Here is a 25155-nt window from a genome sequence, read left to right as displayed (position 1 = left end):
CCTCGGCCGCGCCCTCGTTCATCACGCCGGCGGGCTCGTTCGAGATATGGTCCTCGATGCGGCCGCCGGCTTCGAAGGACCGGACGTGGATCGAGTACCACACGACCCATCACGACGGGTGCCCGCAGTCCCAGCCGCCGCCGCACCACGGGCCCTGGTAGACGCCGCGGGCGCTCGGCTTCGGCTTGATGACGCCGACGTTCGTGCGGGTACGCCGGCCGACCACATCGTCGAAGCGCCCGGTGTCGATGTACGCGGCCGCGGTGCGTAGCAGGGCCGCGAGGTCGCGCCGGCAGGCACGGCAGACCGCGCCGGTGTCGGCGATCGGCTTGTCGCAGCGGGGGCAGGGTCGGTCGAGCTTCACGCGCTCTCCTGCAATCGGCCACCTGCGCGGTCTGTGCTGGATAGGTTGGCGCAGCCGGCGTCACCGCTCGAGTGGGACGACCCTCCTACCTGAGCGGTGACTTTGTCCTCGGATGTCCCCCAAGTGTTCCGGGATGACACTGCCGGCAGGTCGGTGTCGTCGCTGGGCATGGTGGCGGCACCGACCGCTGCTTCGTCGACGTCATGCTGGCCGGACCATCCGGCGGCGTCGACGAGCCAGGTGTGGAACGTGACGATCGGCGGGTACGTGTCGAGCTCGGTGGTGTAGCCGAGGGTTTCGGAGTCGCGACGAGTCCGTCGTCGGCGGCGGCCGCTTCGACACGAGCGTCGAGGGGTACGCCGCGATGCTCGAGCACGTAGCGGCCTGGCCGGAGCGGGTGTGGGCCATCGAGGGCTGCGAGGGGATCGGCCGGCACATCTCCCACCGGCTCTTGGGCGGCGGTGAGGTCGTGGTGGACGTGCCGGCGAAGCCTTCAGCTCGAGCGCGGGTGTTCGCGACCGGGCAGGGGCGCAAGACCGACGGGACCGACGCGCACTCGGTCGCGCTGGTCGGGACCCGGATGGACGGGCAGCGCCCGATCGTGTCCGATGCGCAGCTCGAGGTGCTGCAGCTGCTGGTGGATCGGCGCCGCTCGATCGGGGACGAGCACACCCGCAAGATCAGCCAGCTGCACCGGATCCTGTTGGAAATGCTGCCTGGTGGCGCGAAGAAGCACCTCTCCGCCGCTCAGGCCAAGCCCATCCTGGCTGCGGTGCGACCGCGGGATGCCGTCGGCAAGACCCGCAAGCGCGTCGCCGCGGAGCTGGTCGCGGACCTGGAGCGGATGTACTCGCGGAAGAAGGCCGCCGACAAGGAGCTCAGGGAGCTCGTCGCCGCGACTGGCACCTCACTGCTGGGCCTGCACGGTGTCGGCCCGTCGGGTGCGGCACGGCTGCTCGTCGAGGTCGGGGACCTGGCCCGGTTCCCGGACCGTAACCACTTCGCGTCCTGGACCGGCACGGCCCCGATCGACGCGTCCTCCGGGGACCACGTCCGGAATCGGCTCTCTCGTGGCGGTAACCGGCAGATCAACCGGGTGCTGCACATGATGGCCACCGTGCAGCTGCGCACCCCGACCGAAGGGCGGGCCTACTTCGACCGGAAGAAAGCCGCCGGCAAGACGTCGATGGAGGCGATGCGCTGCCTCAAACGCCGGCTGTCCGACCTCGTCTTCCGGACCGTGCTCGGCGACTATGTGGCTGGGCGGGTGACGGGCCCGGGAGGGCACCGGGGCAACGACTCTGACTCCAGCGCGACCGGCTCACAACCCCACACCAGCTCTTCGGACAAGCCACTTCCCGGACCCGTCAACACCCAGCCTAGAACGCTCATGTCCACGGCGTCTTGACACAGAAGGGAGCCATGTGCGGATGTTCGGTCCTCTCGTCCTGGCCGGTGCGCCGCGCGGCTATCGACGGGGATGCTGCGAGGCCGTGGTCGTGCGCCCGACGAGAATCAGTCGACGTGAGCGGACGCGAATTCCTCAACGCCCAGGGGGACGGGTGCAGGCGCCCCCGAGGTTCTCCTGGTGGAGCAGGGCCACGACGATGGATGCGACCAGGCTGAGGGCGACCGCACAGCGCTGCCTGCCGTCAGAATGCCAAACACACACCGCGCGGTTGGACGTCCACTGCAATCGCGCGAACCCGCAGTCGTGAAAGAATGATTCCGTGACCGACCGAGGACCGGCTGACGGGTGGCGTACGGGTTGGCGGCACCTTGATTGGCTGAACCCACCCCCGCAGGTCTCCCGCGACCAGGACGACCTGCTGGTCACGGCGGCGGAGGGCAGCGACCTGTGGCGAACCACCTCCTACGGGTTCATCCACGACACAGGCCACGCCCTCCTCACGGACTTCCCCGACGGGACGGCCGCTGAGGTCAGGTTCATCGCTGACTTCTCGGCCCAGTTCGATCAGGCGGGCCTGCTGATCCGTGCCGACGCCGAGCAGTGGATCAAGGCCGGTGTCGAGTTGGCCGACGGCGTCCTGCAGTTAGGAGCAGTCGTCACGCGGGGTGTCTCGGACTGGTCGGTCGCCCCCGTGCCGGAGTGGTCGGGCCACGCCGTCGTCGTACGGGCAAGTCGCAACGGCGACGCACTCACGGTCCGGGCCCGAAGCGGCGACGAAACCTGGCGGCTCGTGCGCGTAGCACCCTTACCGCCCGGGCCTCTACGCGTGGGACTTCTGTGCTGCGCGCCCACGCGCTCGGGCCTTGTCGTGCGGTTCACCGACATGCGGCTCGTCGAGGCGGACCGGTCTCTCCACCCCTGAGCAGACTGAAGAGTCGGCGACGAGAGCCCGCACATCGGCACGACCGACTGGTGGCAGAGGCGAACGTGTGACGGTGACTGGGCGGCAGACTGTCCTCGTGGCTGAGCTGGTTGCCGAATACACCGTTGATCGGGATCTGGTTGATCGAGTCGAGGCTGATGGTGCGTGTCAGGCCGTCCTTGATGTCGTCCTTCCTCGGGTGGAGACAGTGTGGATCGACGCCATTTCAGATCAGAGAGATCTGCCTGCCGCGGCTCGCGCGACGCAGGCTGCGCTCGTGCAGGTGGGCCTGCCGCAGGGGTGTGGAGACTCAGGCTTTGGAATCGAACTTGATGTTCGCCAACCCAAGCATGTGAGTCTGCTCCGCGCGTTCGCGTTGTGGTCCATCGGCGTCGAGCTTTACGACGCGTCGATGCGGTGGGTGGCGTACTTCTCGGACACGGGCTCCTCCCTCTCCTTCAATGTGACCGATGCTGAGGCGGCCGCAGTGCGAGCCTCGCTCGGGCGCCTTTCCATGATCCCGATCGGTGAGTTGAAGGCCAGGAGGCGCTGAACCGGTGGCCACACACCATCCGCGGCAGTTGCGGACGTTCGCACACCGCATCTATGAACCGCGAGATGGCGTCTCGGTAGGCGCTGCGGCGTCCACCGTTAGGCGTAGCGGACCTTTGCATCCAGTGACCGGCGGCCGTGGTCAAGCCAGCGCGGCTTCTACCTTGGCGATGACAGCCGTCTCGTTGGGTGAGGTGTCGTCGGCTGCAGCCGCGGCGTCACGACAGCTTTGTAGGACCATGGCGCGGTAGCCGTCGACGAGCTGGGGAGCCTTTGCCTGCAACAGCGAGACCGCTTCGCCCAGTAGCGCCAAGGTACGGGCTTCGACGTCCGCGGGCGTACCCTTCGGCATCTCGGGGAACCCGCCCTTGCCGACCAGGGCGGCGACCTCTGGGGGTGAGCCCGCGATCGCCTTCGACGCGGCGAAGGACTCCTTGATGCTGTCGAACATCCCCTTCTCCGCGCGTGACACCCACGCGCTTGCCAGCATCGCGGCCGAGCGCAGGGTGCGGTGCTCGGCGTCGGTGAACCCGGTGGCGTCCTGGGTTTCGGCCGGTGGGGTTGGTGTGCTGCTCGCAGCGGCCGCGGGTGGCTCGAAGGGCTGCGTGGAGGGGGTGTCGGTCATCGTCGGCTCCTGTTTGGTGTGGTGGGGACGGAGGTCATCCACCCCTGATCCTGCCCGGTGAGCCGGCCGGGTGCCGTTGGTTCACGTCGCGAGTTCCCCGCGCCCCTTAGCGGCGCGGTCTGGAGTCGCGAATGTGGACGGTACGAACGTCGCCTCTGGAGTCGTCCGGACGACGGACGACGGCACAAGGACACTTTCCGGTGTCCCTGAGGAGTCCCGCCTGTTGGGCAGTCCCGTCGCAGAGTTCTTCGGTCGGCGGGCGAGACATGCTTGCACAGGGACCTGGACAGTCCTGAGGGCCGATGAGGTCCAGTCCATGCGCAACATGCGGCAGACACGGTTGAGCTACTCGATGTACCCGGAGGGGCCAACTTGGCGCAGGAAGTTGCGGATCGCGTCCTCGAGCTCGGCCTCGGTCTTGCGTTCTCCGTAGTAGGACGACGTCGCGAAGCCGTACCCGTCGTGGGGACCGGAAACCCATCGGATCTCGTAGACCCCGGGCTCGCTGATCCGTTCAGTTACTTCGAAGCGCTCCCCGTCGACCTCCACCGGCGTCATAGCTGAACGCTGCCGATCCGCGGCATGACCGAGCGTCTGGTCCTCAGGGGGCACGGGTGGGCATGCCTCATGGCCGGAGGGTCGCCGCTGGGGCCGCGGGCTGGGCCGCGCACTCGTGCACACGGCAATGGAGCGGTGGCCTGACGGCGACATCGACGTGGTTACCTTCACCGCCGGATATCCGGGCGGAGTGGCTGCCAGGCGTTTGTACGAACGATGCGGAATGGAACTGGCCGGACCCGCGGACCCTGCGCTTAATGGGGAACCCCGGGACCGCTACGTGTTGCGCCAGTAGCGGCATGACAGGACGCCCGGACGGACCAGTGCGTGGGTCTTGTGCAGCGCTCAGCGCCCGCTGGACTCTGGAATGTCTGAGTAGGTTTGTTAGCGCCTTGACCGCCGAGGTGCCCGTGCGTGCCTCGGGCTGGATAGCTGACGATGAGGTGGCTCATGGAGTACATGCCGCTAGGCCGGACAGGCGTCAACGTCTCCAGGATCTGCTTAGGTACCGCGACCTTCGGGGTGGCGCCGAATGAGCGCGACGCCGAGCGAGTGGTCCATGCCGCGCTGGACCTGGGCATCAACTTCTTCGACACCGCGAACGTCTATGGCCACATGCCCACCTTCGACCGGGCGGGCGCGCCACCCGCGTCCGAACGCCAACCGGCCGAGGTCATCCTCGGGCGAGCACTCGCCGGTCGCCGCGACGAGGTGGTGGTGGCGACGAAGTCGCGCGAAGTGGTGGGGCCGGGCGTGAACGACCATGGGCTGTCGCGCCGGCACATCATCCAGCAAGTCGAGAACAGCCTGGCCCGGCTGGGAACGGACTACATCGACCTGTACTACGCGCATGCCCCGGATGCCGATACGGCTCTGGAGCAGACGCTGTCGACGTATGACGACCTGGTACGCCAGGGCAAACTGCGGTACGTGGCGCTCTCCAACTACCCGGCTTGGCAGGTCACTCAAGCGTTGTGGATCGCCGATGACCGCCGCTTGCACGCCCCAGTCTGTGTCCAGGTGAAGTACAACCTCATCGACCGCGCTGCCGAGCGTGAGTTGGCTCCGGCATGCGTCGAGTTCGGCCTTTCCCTCGTCCCATACGCTCCCCTCCACGGCGGCCTGCTCGCAGGGATGGGCGTGCTGGAGCGCGAAGTCCAAGGGGACATGCGGTTCTCGGGTCCTGGGTTCAGCGAAGCAGAGCTGGACGTGGGACGGGCCATCGAGAGGTGCAGCGAGGAGTGGGGTCTGCGGCCCCACCAGATTTCGCTCGCCTGGCTTCTGTCCCGCCCGGCGGTCGCCTCCGCCATCGTCGGTGCCGAGACAGTCGATGAGATCACGGCCAATGCCTCGGCCGCGGACGTTGTCCTCGAGAATGCCCAACTCGACGCCCTGACCGCTCTGACAGCTCTGAGCATCGACACCAGCAGCTGAAGTGACCGCCGGAATAGACGTGCTGACCAGCAGGGGTCCCGAGCCCGCTCATCGGGAGATCCGGACGATCACTAATCTGGGGGAGGGGCGCGACCTCGACACACCTGACACTGAGGGTTGCAGCCGAGGGACTCGGTTGAGTGACTAAGTGAGTGACAACCGCGGTGGAGATAGCGCCACAGACAGGGACTCACGTGGACTCACACGAGCACAAGCGACCTGCTCGTCCGCCCGGGCTTTCGCGTTGACACCGAATAGGTCACTGGTTCAAACCCAGTATCGCCGACATCCAAAACGGCAGGTCAGACCCGGTTTCCGGGATGGCCTGCCGTTTCTGTGCCCGTCCTACAGCACAACGTCGGCGCCCGCTGGCTGCGCATCCGTGACGGCGAGCCGGCCGTGACCTAGCGGACCCCTTGCTGCCCCGGGGGATGTGCTCGGGCCGCTACTGCGTCCATCCTTGGAAGAGGAGGGCGTATGCGCGTGATCGACGCGGACTTCGCCGGCTACGTGCGGGCACGGCAGCTGGGGCTGCTCCGCGGCGCCTGGCTCGTGACCGGTGACGTTCGTTGCGCCGAGCAGCTCGTGCTGGGCGTGCTCACGAGTCTCGCCGGCCGCTGGCGGCACCTCCCCGACGCGTCGCCTGAGGCGTTCGTACGCGCCCGCGTCCACCGGGACGCCGTGGCCGCGGCCGCGGGTATCGCCCCGGCCGACCGGCACTCGCTCGGCGTTCCTCCCCTCGCCCTGCTCCCGCCACGGGAGCGCGCCGTGCTCGTGCTGCGCTTCGGGGAGAACCGGTCGGTGGACGAGACTGCAGAGGCGTTGGGGATTGCCCGGCACCGGGCCCGGGAGGCGGAGCTGGGCGGCCGGCACGCCCTAGCTCGGTCGGGCGGGGCGCCGCCGACCGGGCGGGAGATCCGAGCGCTGCTGGAGGAGGCCAGCGCGGGCGTTCTGGAGGTCGACCTCGCGGATCGCGCTTGGCGGCAGGCGCTGCTTCAGCGGTCGGCGACGCGGCGCCGCGTGCTTTCGGCGCTCGTCGTCGCGGCCGTCTGGGCGGCAGGCGTGTGGGCCGGGGGTCGAGGACAAGCGATCATCCGCACCGCCGGGGCGACCGGGTTCCCCGGGGTGACCCGGCTCGCACTCCCCACGACGGCCGACCTGACGCCGGTGCCGCAGGCGGCCGGGGCGGTCTGGCACACGACCGCGGACGGCCCGAAGTACGTCGTCGCGCCCGAAGCCGGCACGGAGGCGAGCCAGCCGCTGCTCGCGACCGGCCTGACGCCCATCATCGACCCCAACCGTCCCCACGAGCTCGCGAGCAGCCACCGACCCAGCGGGCTGAAGGCGCTCGGTGACGCGGTCTACCTCGAGGAGCGCTCCCCGGGTCAGTGGGTTCCCGTGGTCGTATGGGGTGACGGCGGGCTCTTCACCCTCGACACCGTTGCCCTCGTCGGCCTGCGGACCGGACCCGGCATCGGCGGCCCGCCGCTGGACGTGTGGGCGTTCTCCGGTGACAAGACGAGCCTCGCGTTCCCCCAGCCGGGGAGGGTCGTCGTGGTCGACGTCGGCACCCGTACGGCGCACGACGTCGCGATCCCGTCGCCCGACCTGCAGTGGGCCGGGTGGCTGGGCGGCTACGTCCGGGCCGGTTCGGCAACCGGCACATGGTCGCCAGGACTGTCCCCACGGTGGCCCGCATCGGACCCACCCCGCAGCCCCGGCACGCGAGAGTTCCGGGTCGAGAACGGCCAGACCGTCCTGGACCAGCACTTGCCCAACCCGTCCGCACGGCCCGTCCCCGTTGACTGGCCGCATACGCGCCCTTTGGGTGGGACCGTGTCCAACGCGGCACAGTACGCGTCCGCCTTCGCGCTCGGCCCGGGACAGGACCGCCACCTGCAGGCGGCCGCGCCCCGCACCGTCATCGTCGCCACCAACCGGATGGGCTACGAGCGGATGCTTGTGTTCGGCGAGGAGCAGCCCCGCGACCCCGGCTGCTGCACGGTGCTGGGATGGTCGGTCCGCGGTGAGGTGCTCTACCTCTCCGTCGCGACAAGCGGCACGTGGATCATGGCTTGGAACCCGGAGAGCGGGATCGTCTCCCGAGTCTCCCGCTTCCTCACCTCGGCGACCGTGCCACCGGTCATCGCGCTCGGGGCGCGATTCACCGTCGGCTAGAAGGAGGCTCAGGAACCGCTCGGGACGACCGAGAGCAGGCCGCCCCATTCGAAGAGATGCCGGTCAGGGCATGAGTGCGCATCCCTCTGGTCGCGGGAGGCTGGGTCTGGCCGATGTCCGGGAACCCGGCGTCATGGGCGTCACGTCGCTGGCAGAGTCGGACCCGGAGTCCGACGCCCTGATCAGGTGGCAGGCTCTCAGGGCAGCGGACCCTTGGGCCCGTGGTCCTTCTGGAACTGCACGGCCCGCTCGACAGGGTCCTCCGCGTTCTCTTGGCGCGAGTCGGCGGCGCCGGCTTCGGTAGACCCCGAAACCGCCGAGGTGACCTTGTCGGTCGCCGTCCGGGCGGCATCGGCCACCTTGTCCGCCACGACCGGCGCCTGCTCGCGCACGAGCTGGGCACCCTGGTGCGCCTTCGCCTGCACGCGGGGGTCGTCCTTCAACTGGCCGATGGCGCGCATGAACTGCTCGTAGGGCTCCCGACCGGCCCGCGAGCCGAGCAGGAATCCAACCGCGCCGGCGGTGACGATGAGCAGTCTCTTCATGGGGTGCCTCCGTGTGTCGGGTTCGGTCGCCCTAGGCCGGGCGCCGACGATCTCCCTCAGCCATACCCACCGCCGCCCCGTTCGGCATCAAGGCCCGGACGGGTCACGGCCCCGTTCCGGCTGGCCGGTTCGGCTCTCGTTGGTGGGCGCATGAGCACCGAGAAGAAACGATCTGCGCCCCTTGGGGCAGCAGAAGAAGGGGGCCCTCCCTGCGTTTGACAAAGCGCTCATCGGCACGACCGCCCGGCGGCATGGTCTGACGCCCGTCCTCAACGATCCAGATCAGGAAGGTCAATAACCTGGGGGAGGGGTGCGACGTCGAGGACACACCTGACACCCGAGGTTCAAACCCAGTATCGCCCACCAGGACGAGACAGCCCCTGACCAGCGGAGACGCCGGTCAGGGGCTGTTGTGTCGTGCGGGTCCGGTCGCGCAGGTCTCGGGCGCGGTGACTGCGTGAGTGACTGTCGCTCCAAACCGCAGACGTGGCGCTCCCAGGTGGTCGGTAACGGCTTCTGGCCGAAGATGCGGCCCATCGCTTCGGCGCCTTCCGTGATGACCGGCCGGAGCTGCTTGCGATAGACCCCTTCGTGACCACCACCGTGCGGCGAGGTCCGCGAGCCGGACGCTCCACTCCAGTCGATCGCGTTCAACCGAGAGTGGCGCGGATCGGACGACCGGGAAAGGCGTCGACGTCCAAGGTGCCGTCGCGAACCACGAAGGTCCCGTCGACCAGCAGGTGGCGCACGCCCACGGAAGGCCGCGTCGGGTCGACGTAGGTCGCGCTGTCGCTGATGGTGGCAGGATCGATGACCACCAGGTCGGCATCCGCGCCGACACCGAGCCAGCCCTTGGTCCGTGCGGCGGGAGCGAAGCCGGCGACCACCTGCGCGGGCAGGTAGGAGCAGCGCCGGAAGGCCTCCGCCCACGACCATGCGCCGGTCTCGACGACCATCCGCCGAAGCGAGCGGGAGAACGTCCCGGCGGTACGCGGGTGCGTCTGCCCTCCCTCGGGGAGCGGCCACTCGCGGCTGTCGGTCGAACCGTCCGGCCACTCCACGTGCATGGCATCGCTGGCGACGATCGAGTCCGGGAAAGCGAGCGCCCGCTGGAGGAGCGCCGCGTCCTCGGGCCGCTCCTCGTCGAGGAAGGAGACGACGCAGACGGCGCCGGGATCGGTCGCGCGCACCTCGGCCAGCCGGGCGACCGAGGCGATCCGCTCGCCGGTCGCGACGAGCCTGAGCGACGACGGCTGCAGACCCCACGCGTCGAGACGTTCCGGGGCGAGGAAGTAGGCGCCGATCGCGGTGCTGCCGGCGCCGTACGGGTAGGCCTCGACGGTCACCTGAGATCCATTGCTCCGCGCAGAGCCGAGCAGGTCCAGCACCCGGTCGACGTGACGGCGGGAGGTGCTGTTGACGTGGCAGTGATGCATCGACGCACCGGTCTCCGCGGCAGCCCGGACGATCTCGTGCGAACCGTCGATCGGCGTGGTCGGGTCAGCCTCGATGATCTCGCGTACGTGGGTGAAGGTCGCGGTGCCGGTCCGCGCCGCGAGGCGGGCGACGTCCAGGAACTCGTCGGGGTCGGTCCGCGGGGCATAGCCCATCAGGACCCCGATGCCGAGCGCTCCGGCCTCGAGCTCGGACTCGAGCAGGCGCAGCCAGGTGGCGCGTTCGGACGGCGAGGACGAGCGCTGCCACGCCGGGTCGCCCAGCATCATGAGCGACGTGTGGAGGTCCGCCGCCGGCGTCGCCCCCAGGTGCACCGCGGCGCGTGCGTCGCCCCAGGAGGCCGAGAAGCCGTAGTGCAGGAGCCGTCCGTCGGCGGCCGCACGTGCGTAGGCCTTCTCGACCGGCATCAGCCCCGCCTCGAGGTCGAGCGTCGCCGTGACGCCGTCGAGCGCCTGCAGCCGCTGCCCCGCGATGGAGTGGACGTGACTGTGCAGGTCCACGAAGCCTGGTCCGACCACGAGGCCGGTCACGTCGACGACGGTTGCCCCCTCGGTCGCGAGGGACGGAGCGACAGCAACCACCGAGCCGCCGTCCACCGCCACGTCGGCTACTTGTTCGGTCCCGGAGCGCGGGTCGATCACGCGCCCGCCGCGGAGAATCAGCACACCTTCAGCAAACACCCACGTCGGCGCGCCATCATTGGCGAATCGCACAAACTCGCCTAGCCGCTGCTGTCCGATTGGCTGAACACTCTCGTTGGCGAACCGCTTACGGTGGCCGCTATGTCAACACTGGACAGCCCGCTGGGCAACGCCGTACCGCAGGCCGCCGCCACCTGGCTCGTGGAGAACTTCGCGCGCCTCGTCGAGGAGCACGGGGTACCCGGAGCGACGGTCGCCGTGCTGGCGGGGGGCGAGGTCGCCACCGCCGCCGGCGGCGTCACGAGCCTCGCCACACAGGTGCCGGTCGACTCCGAGACCGTCTTCCAGATCGGCTCCATCACGAAGATCTGGACCGCCACCCTCGTCCTGCAGCTCGTCGACGACGGGCTGCTCGACCTCGACCAGCCGCTGCTCGACTACCTGCCCGAGCTGGTCATCGGCGACGTGGAGGCGGCCAAGGCACTCACCACGCGCCACCTGCTGACGCACACCGCCGGCTTCGAGGGCGACATCTTCACCGACACCGGCCGCGGCGAGGATGCCATCGAGAAGTACGTCGCCACCCTCACCGACCTCCCCCAGCTCTTCGCGCCGGGAGAGACCTTCTCTTACAACAACACCGGGTTCGTCGTGCTCGGCCGCCTCATCGAGGTCCTCCGGGGCAAGTCGTACGACGACGTGCTCCTCGAGCGGATCGCGGCGCCCCTCGGTCTCCAGCGCGTCAGCCCCAGCCCGTACGAGGCGATCCGGCACCGCGCCGCCATCGGCCACGTCGCCGGTGAGGACGGGGAGCTGGAGCCGGCGAGCACCTGGGCGCTGGCGCGCTCGAACGCTCCCGCGGGGTCGATGCTGGCGATGACCCCCACCGACCTTCTTGGCTTCGTGCGGATGCACCTGGATCGCGGCGTCGCGCCCGACGGCACCCGCGTGCTCAGTGCCGAGTCGGTGCAGGCGATGCAGACCCGCGAGATCGACCTGCCTCGCCTCGCGGGGATGGGCGACGCCTGGGGTCTCGGCTGGGAGCTGTTCGACGCACCGCAGGGCACCGTTGTCGCCCACGACGGCGGCACCATCGGCCAGGCAGCCTTCCTGCGGGTGGTCCCCGAGGCGGGCGTCGCCATCGCGATGCTCACCAACGGCGGCGACGTCTTCGGTCTCTTCAACGACGTGGTCGCCACGCTGCTCATCCGGCTCACCGGCATCGAGCTGCCGGCCCGACCGACCCCCCCGGCGGACCCGCGGCAGGTGGACGTCAGCCGCTACCTGGGTCGCTACGCCGACACCATCTACGACATCACCGTCAGCCAGGACCCGGACGGCCGGGTCTGGCTCGACCGCCAGCCCAAGGACATCCACGCCGAGATCGGTGAGAAGCCGATCCGCTTCGAGCTCGTGCACCTCGTCGACGACAGCCTCATCACCGTCGAGGACTATCGCGGCATCCACGTCGTCTTCGCCTTCATCGGCTCGGTGTCGAGCGCCTCGGGCGCCGACCAGGCGAAGTACGTCCACTACGGCCGTGTGGTCGCACGCGTCGAGTGACGCCGCACCGTTCGAACCAGCCCAACCCATCCGCACGTCACAGCCCAACCCGAACAAGCCCGAAGAAAGAGGAACGCCCATGAGGCCGGTCCGCTCGAGCGCCATCCTGGCGCTCTCCCTCTCTGTGGCCACTGTCGGCCTCACCGCGTGCGGTGGGTCCGACGGCGGCTCGAGCGGCAGCACGTACGCCGTCGGCAAGACGTTCACGCTGGCGCTCTCCGCCGACCCCGGGGCGCTCGACCCCCAGGGCAGCGCGTCGAGCCCGCTCTTCCAGGTCAGCAAGTTCGCCTACGACAGCCTGGTCTCCGTCAACGCCAAGGGGCAGGTCATCTCCGGCCTCGCGTCGAAGTGGTCGGTGAACGGCAAGACGGTGACGTTCGACATCGCATCCGGCGTCACGTGCGCGGACGGTGCGGCGTTCACCGCGCAGACCGCGGCCGACAACATCAGCTACGTCGAGGACCCGAAGAACAAGAGCCCGTTCCTCGGTGTGTTCGTGCCGGCAGGTGCGACGGCCAAGGCCACTGGCAGCACCCTCACGGTCACCCTCGCCTCCCCGTCGCCCTTCGTGCTGGACTCGTTCGCGAACCTGCCGATGGTCTGCGACTCCGGCATGAAGGACCGCGCCTCGCTCAAGGCCGGCACGGCCGGCACCGGTCCCTACACCCTCAAGGAGGCCGTGCCCGGGGACCACTACACCTACGCGATCCGCACCGGCTACACCTGGGGCCCGGCCGGCGCCACGACCGCCACGACGGGCATGCCTGCGACCATCCAGGTCAAGGTCGTGCCCAACGAGACGACCGCCGCCAACCAGCTCCTCTCCGGCGCGCTCAATGCGGCCGCGATCCACGGGCCGGACGCCGCCCGTCTCGAGGCGGCCAAGCTCGACCACGACGACGCCCAGGCGATCGTCGGCGAGCAGTGGTACAACCACAACAAGGCCCACGCCACCTCCGACCCGGCGGTCCGGCAGGCCCTGACGCAGGCGCTGGACCTGGCCCAGCTGCAGAAGGTGATCACCTCCGACCGTGGCGGTCCGGCGACCCAGCTCGCCGTCGTCGCGCCAGCCGCCTGCACCGGTTCGTCGGTCGAGGGCAACGTCATCGGGTCGAACGCGGCCGCCGCCGAGGCAGCGCTCGACGCCGCCGGCTGGGTCAAGGGCCCCGACGGCATACGCGCCAAGGCCGGGAAGCCGCTATCGCTGTCCTTCCTCTACGACTCCTCGCTCGGCTCCGGCGGCAGCGCCGCGTCCGAGCTCGCCGTGGACGCGTGGAAGAAGCTCGGCGTGGCCGTCAAGGCCAAGCAGCTCGACGAGACCGGCATGGTCAACGCGATGTTCGGCACCGGCGACTGGGACATCTCCTGGGAGCCGCTGAACATCAACACGCCCGAGCAGGGTGTCCCCTTCTTCTCGGGGCCCGGCGTGACGGACGGCGGCAACAACATGTCCGGCATCACCAACGCCGACTACGACGCGGACGTGCAGAAGGCGATGGGCAAGGTCGGCGTCGACAGCTGCCCCGACTGGCTGGCCGCCGAGGCTGCGTTGTTCAAGACCAACGACGTCGTCCTGTTCGCCAACAGCCTGTTGCCGTTCTTCAGCAAGGGCGCCGAGATGGACGTCCTCGGCAGCGTCGTGCCCACCAGCATCCGGATGCTCGGCTGATCGGGGAGTGACCGCGAGATGGCAACACTGATACCGGCAGCCGCCCCGCCCCGGTCCGTCCCGAAGCCTCAGGGCCGGCTGGGCGGGAGGTGGACACGCTTCGCGCTGCGTCGTACGGGGCGGCTGCTGGTGTCGCTGTGGGTGCTCGTCACCGTGTCGTTCCTGATGATCCACCTGGTCCCGGGGGACCCGGTCCGGGCGGCCCTCGGGATGACGGCCCCGACCGAGCTGGTCGAGGCCAAACGGCAAGCGCTCGGCCTCGACGACCCGCTGCTCACGCAGTACGTGCACTACCTGGGCAACCTGCTCCACGGCGACCTGGGCGAGTCGATCACCACCCAGCTCCCCGTCTCGGAGACGATCAGCCAGCGCCTTCCTGCGACGGCCTCCTTGGCGGTCCTGGCGTTCCTCGTCGCCATCGCGGTCGCCATCCCGCTCGGCGTGGCCGTCGCGGTCGCAACGAGGCGCGGCCGGCGCCGCCGCACGGAGCTGGCATTCGCCGGTAGCAGCGTCGTGCTCGGCGCGATCCCGGACTTCCTGGTGGGCGTCGCACTCGTCGCCGTGTTCGCGGTCGGCCTCGGGTGGTTCCCCGTCGCGGGCCGGACCGACGCCTCGTCGTACGTCCTGCCCGTGCTGGCCCTCGCCATCGGTCCGGCAGCCGTCCTGGCGCGCATCGTCCGCGTCGAGATGCTCTCGGTGCTGGAGACGGACTACGTCCGCACGGCTCGGGCGAAGAGGCTGCCCGCCCGACGCATCCACCTCAGGCACGCGCTTCCCAATGCCGTCACGGCGACGCTCACCCTCGGCGGCATGCTGTTGGCCTCGATGATCGCCGGCACGGTCCTCGTCGAGAACGTCTTCGCGTGGCCCGGCCTCGGCAGCACGATCGTCCAGTCGATCGTGACCAAGGACTACCCGGTCGTGCAGGGCACGGTCCTCGTGTACGGGCTCGGTGTGCTCGTCATCAACACCCTGGTCGACGTCGCGCTCGCCGTGCTCGACCCCCGTTCCACGATCGGTGAGCTCTAGTCATGTCCCAGCGTTGGTTCCGCATCGTCAAGACGCCCGTCGGCATCGTCGGACTGGGCCTGCTCGCGCTCATCGTGCTGCTGGCGGTCTTCGCCCCGATCCTCTGGGGCGACAAGGCCAGTACGGTCGACACCGAGAACATCCTCGCCGGCCCGTCGGCGCAGCACTGGTTCGGCACCGACAACCTGGGCCGCGACCTCTTCTTCCGGGTCCTGGTGGCCACGCGGCTCTCCCTGACGCTGACGCTCGTGGCGACCGCGCTCGGAACGGTGATCGGGCTCGTGCTCGGCACCGCGCCGCAGCTGCTCGGCGGCCGGCTCGGACGGCTCGTCACCGCGCTCGTCAACGTCTTCGTGGCGTTCCCCGGGCTCCTCCTCGTCCTCGTCTTCGCGGTCATCTTCGGCGTCGGAGCGAGGGGCGCGGTCCTCGCGATCGGACTCGCGGTCGCCCCGGGCCTCGCCCGCCTGTGCCAGACGCTCGTCGCCGGAGTTGCCGGGCTCGAGTACGTCGCCGCGGCGCGGATCGCGGGCGTCAACCGCTTCCGGATCATGGCTCGGCACGTGCTGCCCAACGTGGCGGAGCCACTCATCGTCAACGTGACCATCACCGCCGGGGCCATCCTGCTGAGCTTCGCCGGGCTGTCGTTCCTCGGGCTCGGCGTCCAGGCGCCGGAGTACGACTGGGGCCGGCTGATGCAGGACGGCCTGAGCGGCATCTTCGTGCACCCGCTCGCGGCGCTCGCGCCCGGCATCATGGTGGTCCTCGCCGGTCTGGCCTTCAACCTCACCGGTGAGGCGATCGCCGGGGTGTTCGGGATCTCCACGACGACGGGCACCGGCACGATGCAGGTGCCGAGCGGCGAGACGCCCGTGACCGAGCTCCGCCACGACCACGAGGCCGACGGCGACCTGGTGCTCGACGTCCGCGACCTCTCGGTCACCTTCCCCGGGGTGAACGGCCCGGTCCGGCCGGTCCGCGGCGTCTCGTTCGCCATCGCCGTCGGCGAGGCCGTGGGCGTCGTGGGCGAGTCAGGCTCCGGCAAGTCGCTGACGGCGCTGGCGATCGCCGGCCTCGTCGAGGAGCCGGCGAGCGTCGACGCCCGGCACCTCACCTTCTGCGGGACCGACCTGCTCGAGGAGCCGGCGAACGGTCAGACCCACGACAAGCTGCTGGGCACCTCGCTCGCCGTCGTGTTCCAGGACCCGATGACCTCGTTCAACCCCACGATGCGTATCGGCGCGCAGCTGGCCGAGGTCGGCCGTCACCACCAGGGACTCGATCGCAAGGAGGCGTCGGAACGCGCCGTCGACCGTCTGCGGGCCGTCCGCGTCCGGGACCCGGAGCGCCGCGCCCGCCAGTACCCCTTCGAGTTCTCCGGCGGCATGCGTCAGCGCGCCATGATCGGGATGGGACTGATGGGCAGCCCCCGCCTCATCATCGCCGACGAGCCGACGACCGCGCTCGACGTCACGGTGCAGAGCCAGGTGCTGGCGCTGCTCCAGGACGTACGCCGCGAGGAGGGCGCCGCTCTCCTCCTCATCAGCCACGACGTCTCGGTCGTCGCCGACGTCTGCGACCGGGTGCTCGTCATGTATGCCGGCCGGATCGTCGAGGACCTGCCGACGGCCGACCTGCGCACGAGGGCCCGACACCCGTACACCCGCGCGCTCGTCGCCGCCGTGCCGGCCATGACCACCGACGTCGACGCCCCGCTCGCCACCATCCCCGGCCACCCGGTCGAGCCGGCACAGGTCCCCGTCGGCTGCGCGTACGCCGCCCGTTGCCCGCTCGCCACCCAGCGCTGCCTCGAGCAGGACCCGACCCTGACGGCGGGCCCGGGCGGGAGCCGCGTGGCGTGCTGGCACGCGACGGAGCCGGCCGAGGTCCTGACGGCGCAGGAGGCGATCGCATGAGCACGCTCGAGTTCGACCACGTGACCGTCCGCTACGGTGCGAGCACCGTTCTCGACGAGGTGAGCCTGATCGTTCCCGACGGTGAGATCGTCGGTCTGGTCGGGGAGTCGGGGTCGGGCAAGTCCACGCTCGCGAAGGCGGCCGTCGGTCTGGCTCCCGTGCACGGTGGGCAGATCCTGCTCGACGGTGAACCGATCCGCCTCCGGGGCCGGCACCGGCCGGTCCAGATGGTCTTCCAGGACCCGTTCTCCTCCCTCGACCCGAGGATGACCATCGGGGAGAGCATCGCCGAGGCGCTCTACCGGCCCGAGTCGGGACGCCTCTCGCGCGCCGGCCGTCGTGTCGAGATCGCCCGGCTCCTCGAGCTGGTCCACCTCGACGCGGGCCGGGCCGGGCATCGTCCCGGGGAGCTCTCCGGCGGCCAGCGGCAGCGCGTCGCGCTCGCCAGGGCTCTCGCCGGCCGCCCCCGGCTCGTCATCGCCGACGAGATCACCTCGGCGCTGGACGTCTCCGTGCAGGGCGCGGTGCTCAACCTCGTCCGGGAGATGCAGCGTGAGCTGGGCCTCTCCATGCTCTTCATCTCCCACAACCTCGCGGTCGTCCGCTACGTCGCCAGCCAAGTGGCCGTCCTCGAGGGCGGCCGGATCGTCGAGCACGGCCCCACGGCAGAGGTGCTCGGACGCCCCCAGCACGACTACACCCGCCAGCTCCTGGCTGCCATCCCCGGTGGCCACGACACCCTCACGAAGGAGACCAACGCATGACCACGAACCGACCCGACCTCGACACCGCCCACTGGGAAGCCCGGTTCGCCGAGCTCGTTCAGAAGCACGGGGTTCCCGGGGCCCAGCTCGGCATCCTGCGTCTCGGTGCCGACGGCGCCGACGACGAGGTCTTCACGACCGCGACCGGCGTCCTGCACGCCGGGACCGGCCAGGTCGCCGCGTCCGACTCGGTCTTCCAGATCGGCTCGGTCTCCAAGGTGTGGACCGCGACCGTGGTCATGCAGCTGGTCGACGAGGGCAGGTTCGCGCTGGACACCCCGGTGGTCGAGATCATCCCGGAGCTCGCTCTCCGCGACACGGAGGTCACCAAGAAGGTCACGGTCTGGCACCTGCTGACCCACACCAGCGGTGTCGACGGTGACGTCTTCACCGACACCGGCCGCGGTGACGACGCGCTCGAGAAGTACGTCGCCCAGCTCGGTGACGCGGCGCAGAACCATCCCATCGGTGCCACCTGGTCCTACTGCAACTCCGGCTTCTCCGTGCTCGGCCGGATCATCGAGGTCGTCACCGGAAAGACCTGGGACGAGGCGATGAGGGAGCGTCTCTTCGCCCCCCTCGGCCTGACCCACACGACGACGCTGCCCGAGGAGGCGATGGTCTTCGGCCATGCGATGGGCCACCTCAAGGGCGGCGACGAGCCGGAGACCGCCCCGATCTGGGGCCTGCCCCGCTCGATCGGACCGGCCGGCCTCATCACGTCGAGTCCTGACGACGTGCTCGCTTTCGCGCGGATGCACCTGACCGGTGGCCTGGCTGCGGACGGCACCCGGGTCCTCTCGGAGGAGAGCGTCGCCGCCATGGCCGACTACCAGACCGATTGTCCCGAGAAGCTCCTGCTCGGCGACTCCTGGGGCCTGGGTTGGTTCCGCTGCGACTGGCACGGTCACCGCGCGATCGGCCACGACGGCAACACGATCGGCCAAGCCGCGTTCCTGAGGCTGCTGCCCGAGGCGGGCATCGCCGTCTCGCTGAACACCAACCTCGCAAGTGCGATCACGCTCTACCAGGAGCTCTACGAGGAGATCTTCTCGGCGCTGGCCGACGTGCACCTGCCCGCGCCGTTCGAGCTGCCCGCCGAGCCGGTCGCGGTCGACCCGACGCCGTACCTGGGCACGTATGCCCGCGAGTCCGTCGTCGAGGAGGTGTACCTCGAGGACGGCAAGACCTGGATGCGGACCACGGTGTCCGGGCCGATCGCCGAGGCGTCCGGCGCCGCGGAGCCCGAGGTGCACGAGCTGGTCCCGGTCGGCGACGCCCTCTTCGCGGTCAAGCCAGACAAGAGCGAGGCGTACTACCCGGTCCGGTTCTACTCTCTGCCCACCGGCGAGGAGTACATCCACTTCGGCGCCCGCGCCACTCCGAAGAGGCCTGCATGACGACGCTCGGCGACACTCGTCGGGCCGAGCCCGCGCTCGACGAGCTGCTCGCGGACCTGCGCGAGCTGGTCGAGTGCGAGTCGCCGTCCGACGACCTCGCCGCCGTCGAACGCTCGGCGGACCTGGTCGCACGGCTCGCCACGGAACGTCTCGGCCTCGCGCCGGAGCGCATCGTGGTCGACGGCGTACACCACCTGCGCTGGCGGTTCGGTTCGCCGACGGCACCGGGACGTGTCCTGGTGCTGGCGCACCACGACACCGTGTGGCCGCTCGGCACGCTCGCGCAGTCACCGTTCACGATCGCTGACGGGGTGCTGCGCGGGCCGGGCTGCTTCGACATGATCGCGGGTCTGGTGATGGCTCTGCACGCCATCGCGGACCTGGGCGAGCGCGACGGCGTGACCCTGCTGGTGACTGGTGACGAGGAGCTCGGCTCTGCGAGCTCACGCGAGCTGATCGAGGACGAGGCCCGCCGTGCCGAAGCCGTGCTCGTGCTCGAGGCCTCGGCCGACGGGGGTGCGCTCAAGACCGCCCGGAAGGGGACGTCGCTCTACGAGATCTGCATCGCCGGCCGGGCCGCCCACGCCGGGCTGGAGCCGCACAAGGGGGTCAACGCGACCCTCGAGCTGGCCCATCTGGTGCACGGGGTCGCGGCGCTGGCCGACCCCGGTGCCGGCACCACGGTGACGCCCACGGTGGCGACGTCCGGCACCACCGTCAACACGGTGCCGGCCTTCGCCCGGCTCGCGGTCGACGTCCGGGCGTGGACGGCGTCGGAGCAGGAGCGCGTCGACGCCGCTTTGCACGGGCTCGGGCCGGTGCTCGCCGGTGCCGAGGTGTATGTCGACGGAGGCATCAACCGGCCTCCGCTCGAGGAGGAGGCGTCGCTGCCGCTCTTCGAGCGGGCACAGGCGGTCGCCGCACGGCTCGGGTTGACCGAGCTGACCCGGGCGGCCGTCGGCGGCGCCTCGGACGGCAACTTCACGGCCGGTGTCGGTGTGCCGACCCTCGACGGCCTCGGAGCAGTCGGGGGAGGGGCACACGCCGAGGACGAGCACGTGCTCGTCGATCGGCTGGTCGACCGGACCCTGCTGCTCCGAGCGCTGATCGAGGACCTACTGGCCTCCTGGCCACCGACCCTGGAGCAACACCATGACGACTGAGCCGTGGGCGTCCTACGACGCCGCCGCCGCCGCGTCCCGCGTCGTCGTGCGCGAGCTCCTCACTCTCGAGGAGCTGCAGGATGCTGCAGCCGTCCTCGGCCGAATCTGGGGTACTCCCGACAATCCGCCGATGAGCGCCGAGCTGCTGCGCGCCATGGGCAAGGCGGAGAGCTACGTCGCCGGTGCGTTCGACGCCGAGCACCCCGAGGCCGGCATCGTCGGCGTCTGCGTGGGCTTCCACTCGACGCCCGCCGCCCGCGCGCTGCACAGCCACATCGCCGGTGTGACGGGTGCTGTCGCCGGCCGCCACGCCGGGTTTGCGCTCAAGCTGCACCAGCGGGCGTGGTGCCTGGACCGCGGCATCGACGTCGTCGAGTGGACCTTCGACCCGCTGGTCTCCCGCAACGCCTACTTCAACCTCGCGAAGCTCGCGGCCCGCGTCGCGGAGTACCTCCCCGACTTCTACGGCTCCATGGCCGATGCGATCAACCGTGGGAACGACAGCGACCGGATCCTCGTGCACTGGTCGCTCGCCTCGGCCGAGGTGGCGGAGGCGTGCGCCGGGTCACCGGTCCGGGCGACCGTGCCCTCCGGCGCCGCCGCCTCGTGGGTGCAGGTCCCGCGCGACATTGGAGCCCTTCGGCTCACCGACCCCGAGCAGGCGAGGGGATGGCGCGCCAAGGTGCGCGACCAGCTGACGACCGCCCTGGACGTCGGCGGGCACGTCGCCGGCTTCGACAAGGAGCAGGGCTATCTCGTCCTGCCGCACGAAGGAGATCTGCCGTGAGCGTGAAGCTCGAAGGCGTCGAGCTACGCCGTATCGCGATGCCGCTGGTGTCGCCGTTCCGGACGTCGTTCGGCACCCAGACCGCGCGCGACATCCTGCTGCTTCGCGCCGTCACCTCCGACGGCGAGGGCTGGGGCGAGTGCGTCGCGATGTCGGACCCCCTCTACTCATCGGAGTACGTCGACGCGACGGCCGACGTGCTGAGTCGCTTCTTCCTACCGACGCTGGCGGCCTCGTCCGAGGAGCTGCTGCGCCACGGCGCGACCGCGGTCAACGCGGTGCTCCACAAGTACAAGGGCCACCGGATGGCAAAGGCGGCACTGGAGATGGCCGTGCTCGACGCCGAGCTGCGGGCCGACGGACGATCCTGGGCGCGCGAGCTCGGGGCGGTCCACGAACGCGTGCCGTCAGGCGTCTCGGTCGGCATCTTCGACAGCATCCCGCAGCTGCTCGACGTGGTCGGCAGCTACCTCGACGCCGGCTACGTCCGGATCAAGCTCAAGATCGAGCCGGGCTGGGACGTCGAGCCGGTACGCGCCGTACGGGAGCGCTTCGGGGACGACGTGCCCCTGCAGGTCGACGCCAACACGGCATACACCCTGCGCGACGCCCGTCATCTGGGCAAGCTCGACGACTTCGACCTGCTTCTCATCGAGCAGCCGCTCGAGGAGGAGGACATGCTCGGCCACGCGGAGCTGGCCCGGCTCATCAAGACGCCGGTCTGCCTCGACGAGTCGATCGTCTCCGCGCAGTCCGCGGCGGCCGCCATCGCGCTCGGTGCGTGCTCGATCATCAACATCAAGCCGGGTCGCGTCGGGGGATACCTCGAGGCCGTGCGCATCCACGACGTGGCGGCCGCCCACGGGCTGGCCGTGTGGTGCGGCGGCATGGTCGAGACCGGGCTCGGGCGGGCGGCCAACGCGGCACTCGCCGCACTGCCCGGCTTCACCCTCCCCGGTGACATCTCAGCCTCGGATCGCTTCTACCAGAACGACATCACCGCGCCACTGACCATTTCCGACGGGTACATGGACGTTCCCGCCGGGCCCGGTCTCGGCGTGACCCCGATCCCCGAGTTCCTCGACGCCGTCACCACCTCCACGGAGTGGATCGCGCTCTGACCAGAGCCAGAGACGAGGCAGACTGGGCCGTCTCTCCGGTCGACGAGCCCTATCCTAGGTCGGTGAACCAACGCCCCCGTGCGAACCTCGGACGGGTGCTCGCCGACCTCGGAGACTCCTTGCTCGAGCTCGTAGCGGGCGACCCGGCGCACGAGGGCGAGATCGGCGGCATCGTCATCCACGACCCCGACGACGAGCCGGTCCAGCCACCGGCGGCGCTCGTGCTCGGTGTCGGCGTACCGTCCGCGGCGCTGCCGGACCTGGTCCGCGACGCCGGACGCCAGGGCGCCGTGGGGCTGATCATCCGTGCGCCGGTCGCGATGAGCCCCACGCTCGACGCGGCGGTGCGGGAAGCCGGGCTCGCCCTGCTCGGCCTGCGTCGTGGCGCGACGTGGAGTCAGCTCACCGCGCTGCTCCGCTCCCTCCTCGCGGAGGACGACATCGGGCCCGCCGAGGCAGAGTCGATCGGCGGGCTGCCGTCGGGCGACCTGTTCGCCGTGGCCAACGCCGTGGGTGCACTCCTCGACGCGCCGGTCACGATCGAGGACCGCAGCTCGCGCGTGCTCGCCTTCTCCGGTCGGCAGGACGAGGCCGACTCGTCCCGGGTCGAGACGATCATCGGTCGCCAGGTGCCGGAGAGGTACGCGAAGACGCTCACGGAGCTCGGCGTCTTCAGGGAGCTCTACCGTGAGCACCGCCCCGTCGTGGTCAACCCGGCCGACCTCGGGGCCGACGCGGTCAACAAGCAGCGGGTCGCGATCGCGGTCCGTGCGGGCGACGAGGTGCTGGGCTCCATCTGGGCGGCGATGGACGGCGAGGTCACGCCCGAGCGGAGCGCAGTGCTGCAGGACTCCGCCAAGCTGGTGGCACTGCACATGCTGCGCGTGCGCGCCGGTGCCGACGTGCAACGCCGGCTGCGCACCGACCTCGTGAGCACCGCTCTGGAGGGTGGTGTCGGCGCGCGCGACGCGCTGAGCCGGCTCGGCCTGGCAGGCACGCCTGTCGTCGTGCTCGCTGCGACTCTGCGTGCCGAGCACCCGGACGGCCTCACGCACAGCCCCGCCCAGCCCGCCGCTGGGACCGGCGGCGGCTCCGGCGACCTCGAGCGGGTTGCCGACGCGCTCAGCATGCACCTGTCGGCATCAGCGCCCAGCTCGGCCGTCGCCGTGGTCGGCGGCATCGCGTACGGCCTGCTCGCCGTCGTGGCCGGCAGCGAGCCCGAGGAACGCGCCGCCCGCCTGGCAGAAGAGTTCTGCGAGCGGGTCGGGAGTCGCCTGCCCATCGTGGTCGGCATCGGCGGTGTCGGCGATGACGTCCGCGGGGTGACCGAGTCGCGCGAGACTGCGACCCGGGTGCTGCGGGTCCTCCGCGAGGGGCACGCAGGACAGCGGGTCGCTCGCCTTCCCGACGTCCACGCCCAGTCCTTGCTGCTCGAACTGCGTGACCTCGCCGCCGCGCGCGGTGAGCGGCCGGTTGGTCCCGTCGCGCGCCTCTTGGCGTACGACGAGCACAACGACTCGGACCTGACCCAGACCCTCGAGGCGTGGCTGGACGCGCTCGGCGACGTCCGCGCCGCCGCCGCCGCACTGTTCATCCACCCCAACACGCTGCGCTACCGCTTGCGCCGGCTCGAGGAGGTCAGCGGACTCGACATCGCCGATCCGGAGCAGCGGTTCGCGGCAATGGTCCAGCTGCGGATCCTCGCGCCTCGCTGAGGCGAGGGACTGGCGTGCTCTGGTCGAGATCGGCAGGTGGATGACCATGGACCTGCTGGCCCCCGGCTGGCGGCTGGCCAGCGCTAGCAGTAGGCGCGCTGCGCGCCTACGATCAGGATGGTCTCCGGGCAACATGGCACCGACCCGCGCATCTGGACTCGACCGCTGGCTCGGCGCGGTCCTGACACGGTTCGTTGCCTCGCCGGCGCGTCCGGGGCCGGACTCACCGGCTAGACCACGATCCGGCTTGCCCCCGACCACATCTGGCCCTGCGGCAGATCCGCACGTCGGCCAGAGCCTCCGGTGCTCGGAGACGGCGATCTCCTCGCCGAGGTGACGGTGCCGCTGGGCCACCGAACGCAGCGCAGGCGGGTGTCGCTTGTTCGGTCATCTCCATGCGTTCCCGCTTGGCTGCCACCTCGGCACGTGCCGTGAGTGGACCACGCAGGGACATCCCGTCGATGCCCTGAGCGTTCCCGCTGTCGTCCCGCGAGCGGACCGACGCGCCAGTGGTGCCTCTAGGGTTTGAACGTGATGACGAGGGCAGCCCAGGTGCCGGCAATAGTGCCGTCTGCTTTGTAGGTGCCCAATGAGGTGGGGAGCTGATAGGCCCTTCCGAGGCTCGCCTTGGGGACCGACAGGGCGGTGAGGGCGGTCCAGGAGGTGGTCCATGTGGGGTTGGTGGTCGTGAACGTAGCAACGGCTCCGAAGACGACTTCGCGGGGTGCGGTGGTCGTGGCGGTGAGGCCGGAGGAGTAGTTGGTGCTCGTGCCGACGGCGGCCGCGGCACGGTCCACGCGGGTCACGCCGCCGAGTTCATCGGCCACCATCTGATAGGTGCTCGATCCGGGGAAGGTTGCCGTGATCTTCGCCCCGGAGGCGAGCGGTTTGGTAGCCAGCCCTGTGAGGACCAGGAGGCGACCGCCGCTCACTGGGACGTCACGGGCGACCGCGTAGACATTGCCCGCCGAGTCGGTGGCCGCAACGGCTCCGCTGGTCGACTTGGCAGCGATCTGCAGCGTGATCACGACCAGGTCGCCTTGACGCACTCCTGCGATGGGGCTGACGGTGACGGTTCCCGAGCTCTTTGTCGTGGTGGCTGAGCTGGTCCCCAGTGTCGCGACATAGGCGGGCTGTGCGCTGGTGGTGACGGTTTGCTGGGCGGTGGCGGTTCGCCCTGAGCTGTTGGTCACGGTGAGGGTGGCCGTGAAGGTSCCGGTGGTGCTGTAGGTGTGGGTGGCSGTCGGGCTGGGTTGGGCGGGCACGGTGGTTCCGTCGCCGAAGTCGAAGGCGTAGGTCAGGCTCTGGCCTTGTGGGTCGCTGGACGCGGACGCGTCCGCGGTGAC

The 25155-nt window shown here is 70.2% G+C and carries 20 protein-coding genes and 2 pseudogenes; 16 read left to right on the top strand and 6 right to left on the bottom strand.

Translation table 11 applies throughout. From position 1 onward, the window contains the following. Nucleotides 1–109 precede the first annotated feature (109 nt). Entirely contained in the window at nucleotides 110–364 is a 255-nt protein-coding gene (locus ASD90_RS14255) for a hypothetical protein (RefSeq protein ID WP_056757826.1), read from the bottom strand. A gap of 319 nt (nucleotides 365–683) precedes the next feature. Between ASD90_RS14255 and ASD90_RS14250 the strand changes: the two are divergent. The 3 genes and pseudogenes from ASD90_RS14250 to ASD90_RS14240 all read left to right on the top strand — a co-directional run. Then, nucleotides 684–1772 (top strand): annotated as a pseudogene (locus ASD90_RS14250) (IS110 family transposase); the annotation flags it as partial. A 322-nt stretch (nucleotides 1773–2094) separates the two neighbouring features. Continuing rightward, the gene (locus ASD90_RS14245) at nucleotides 2095–2697 is read left to right on the top strand and encodes a DUF1349 domain-containing protein (protein WP_056757821.1); all 603 of its coding nucleotides are present in this window, start codon (nucleotides 2095–2097) and stop codon (nucleotides 2695–2697) included. Nucleotides 2698–2794: 97 nt separating this feature from the next. Beyond that, nucleotides 2795–3250: a hypothetical protein gene (locus tag ASD90_RS14240; protein ID WP_157623187.1), complete on the top strand. Its 456-nt coding sequence runs from the start codon at nucleotides 2795–2797 to the stop codon at nucleotides 3248–3250. A gap of 141 nt (nucleotides 3251–3391) precedes the next feature. Here ASD90_RS14240 and ASD90_RS14235 read toward each other — a convergent pair whose 3' ends face one another. Next, entirely contained in the window at nucleotides 3392–3874 is a 483-nt protein-coding gene (locus ASD90_RS14235; protein ID WP_157623186.1) for a hypothetical protein, read from the bottom strand. Between the two features lie 345 nt (nucleotides 3875–4219). Further along, nucleotides 4220–4432, bottom strand: a complete 213-nt coding sequence (locus ASD90_RS14230) for a hypothetical protein (RefSeq protein WP_056757811.1) — start codon at nucleotides 4430–4432, stop codon at nucleotides 4220–4222. 97 nt (nucleotides 4433–4529) lie between these two features. On the opposite strand from ASD90_RS14230, the pseudogene ASD90_RS24745 reads away from it, so the two are divergent. From ASD90_RS24745 to ASD90_RS14220, 3 genes and pseudogenes are all read left to right on the top strand, one after another. Further along, nucleotides 4530–4727 (top strand): annotated as a pseudogene (locus ASD90_RS24745) (hypothetical protein); the annotation flags it as partial. A gap of 155 nt (nucleotides 4728–4882) precedes the next feature. Then, complete coding sequence (locus tag ASD90_RS14225) at nucleotides 4883–5866, top strand: aldo/keto reductase (RefSeq protein ID WP_056758863.1); 984 nt, start codon at nucleotides 4883–4885, stop codon at nucleotides 5864–5866. Between the two features lie 477 nt (nucleotides 5867–6343). Further along, the gene (locus tag ASD90_RS14220) at nucleotides 6344–8044 is read left to right on the top strand and encodes a sigma factor-like helix-turn-helix DNA-binding protein (protein WP_056757808.1); all 1701 of its coding nucleotides are present in this window, start codon (nucleotides 6344–6346) and stop codon (nucleotides 8042–8044) included. A gap of 197 nt (nucleotides 8045–8241) precedes the next feature. Here the strand turns inward: ASD90_RS14220 and ASD90_RS14215 are convergent, their stop codons facing one another. Further along, nucleotides 8242–8589 (bottom strand): hypothetical protein, encoded by a 348-nt coding sequence (locus ASD90_RS14215; RefSeq protein ID WP_056757805.1) that lies wholly within the window; start codon nucleotides 8587–8589, stop codon nucleotides 8242–8244. A gap of 650 nt (nucleotides 8590–9239) precedes the next feature. After that, a complete protein-coding gene (locus tag ASD90_RS14210; protein ID WP_056757803.1) occupies nucleotides 9240–10709 on the bottom strand; it encodes an amidohydrolase family protein in 1470 nt (489 codons plus the stop codon). Between the two features lie 117 nt (nucleotides 10710–10826). On the opposite strand from ASD90_RS14210, the gene ASD90_RS14205 reads away from it, so the two are divergent. From ASD90_RS14205 to ASD90_RS14160, 10 genes are all read left to right on the top strand, one after another. Further along, nucleotides 10827–12248, top strand: a complete 1422-nt coding sequence (locus tag ASD90_RS14205; protein ID WP_056757800.1) for a serine hydrolase — start codon at nucleotides 10827–10829, stop codon at nucleotides 12246–12248. Nucleotides 12249–12327: 79 nt separating this feature from the next. Further along, nucleotides 12328–13917: an ABC transporter substrate-binding protein gene (locus ASD90_RS14200; protein ID WP_056757797.1), complete on the top strand. Its 1590-nt coding sequence runs from the start codon at nucleotides 12328–12330 to the stop codon at nucleotides 13915–13917. Nucleotides 13918–13935: 18 nt separating this feature from the next. After that, the gene (locus tag ASD90_RS14195; RefSeq protein WP_082588742.1) at nucleotides 13936–14946 is read left to right on the top strand and encodes an ABC transporter permease; all 1011 of its coding nucleotides are present in this window, start codon (nucleotides 13936–13938) and stop codon (nucleotides 14944–14946) included. Between the two features lie 2 nt (nucleotides 14947–14948). After that, nucleotides 14949–16859: a dipeptide/oligopeptide/nickel ABC transporter permease/ATP-binding protein gene (locus ASD90_RS14190; RefSeq protein WP_056757795.1), complete on the top strand. Its 1911-nt coding sequence runs from the start codon at nucleotides 14949–14951 to the stop codon at nucleotides 16857–16859. Further along, on the top strand, nucleotides 16856–17623 hold the full coding sequence (locus ASD90_RS14185) for an ABC transporter ATP-binding protein (RefSeq protein WP_056757793.1): 768 nt from the start codon (nucleotides 16856–16858) through the stop codon (nucleotides 17621–17623). Before ASD90_RS14190 ends, ASD90_RS14185 begins: the two co-directional genes overlap by 4 nt. Beyond that, nucleotides 17620–19023 carry a serine hydrolase gene (locus tag ASD90_RS14180; RefSeq protein ID WP_056757789.1) on the top strand — a complete coding sequence of 468 codons (1404 nt, stop codon included), beginning with the start codon at nucleotides 17620–17622 and terminating at the stop codon, nucleotides 19021–19023. Before ASD90_RS14185 ends, ASD90_RS14180 begins: the two co-directional genes overlap by 4 nt. Further along, nucleotides 19020–20186, top strand: a complete 1167-nt coding sequence (locus ASD90_RS14175; protein WP_056757787.1) for a M20 family metallopeptidase — start codon at nucleotides 19020–19022, stop codon at nucleotides 20184–20186. Before ASD90_RS14180 ends, ASD90_RS14175 begins: the two co-directional genes overlap by 4 nt. Continuing rightward, a complete protein-coding gene (locus ASD90_RS14170; protein ID WP_056757784.1) occupies nucleotides 20176–20973 on the top strand; it encodes a hypothetical protein in 798 nt (265 codons plus the stop codon). Before ASD90_RS14175 ends, ASD90_RS14170 begins: the two co-directional genes overlap by 11 nt. Nucleotides 20974–20975: 2 nt before the next feature. Further along, entirely contained in the window at nucleotides 20976–22094 is a 1119-nt protein-coding gene (gene menC / locus ASD90_RS14165; RefSeq protein ID WP_056757779.1) for an o-succinylbenzoate synthase, read from the top strand. Nucleotides 22095–22156: 62 nt separating this feature from the next. Beyond that, a complete protein-coding gene (locus tag ASD90_RS14160; RefSeq protein WP_056757773.1) occupies nucleotides 22157–23809 on the top strand; it encodes a CdaR family transcriptional regulator in 1653 nt (550 codons plus the stop codon). 518 nt (nucleotides 23810–24327) lie between these two features. On the opposite strand, the gene ASD90_RS14155 is transcribed toward ASD90_RS14160, so the two are convergent. Beyond that, on the bottom strand, nucleotides 24328–25155 hold an 828-nt coding region (locus ASD90_RS14155; RefSeq protein WP_157623185.1), incomplete at its 5' end, for a PKD domain-containing protein.

The organism is Terrabacter sp. Root181 (genome assembly GCF_001428505.1).
Taxonomy (GTDB): Bacteria; Actinomycetota; Actinomycetes; order Actinomycetales; family Dermatophilaceae; genus Terrabacter.
Note: the sequence above shows the minus strand (reverse complement) of the source record. Positions and strands in the feature narration are given on the sequence as shown.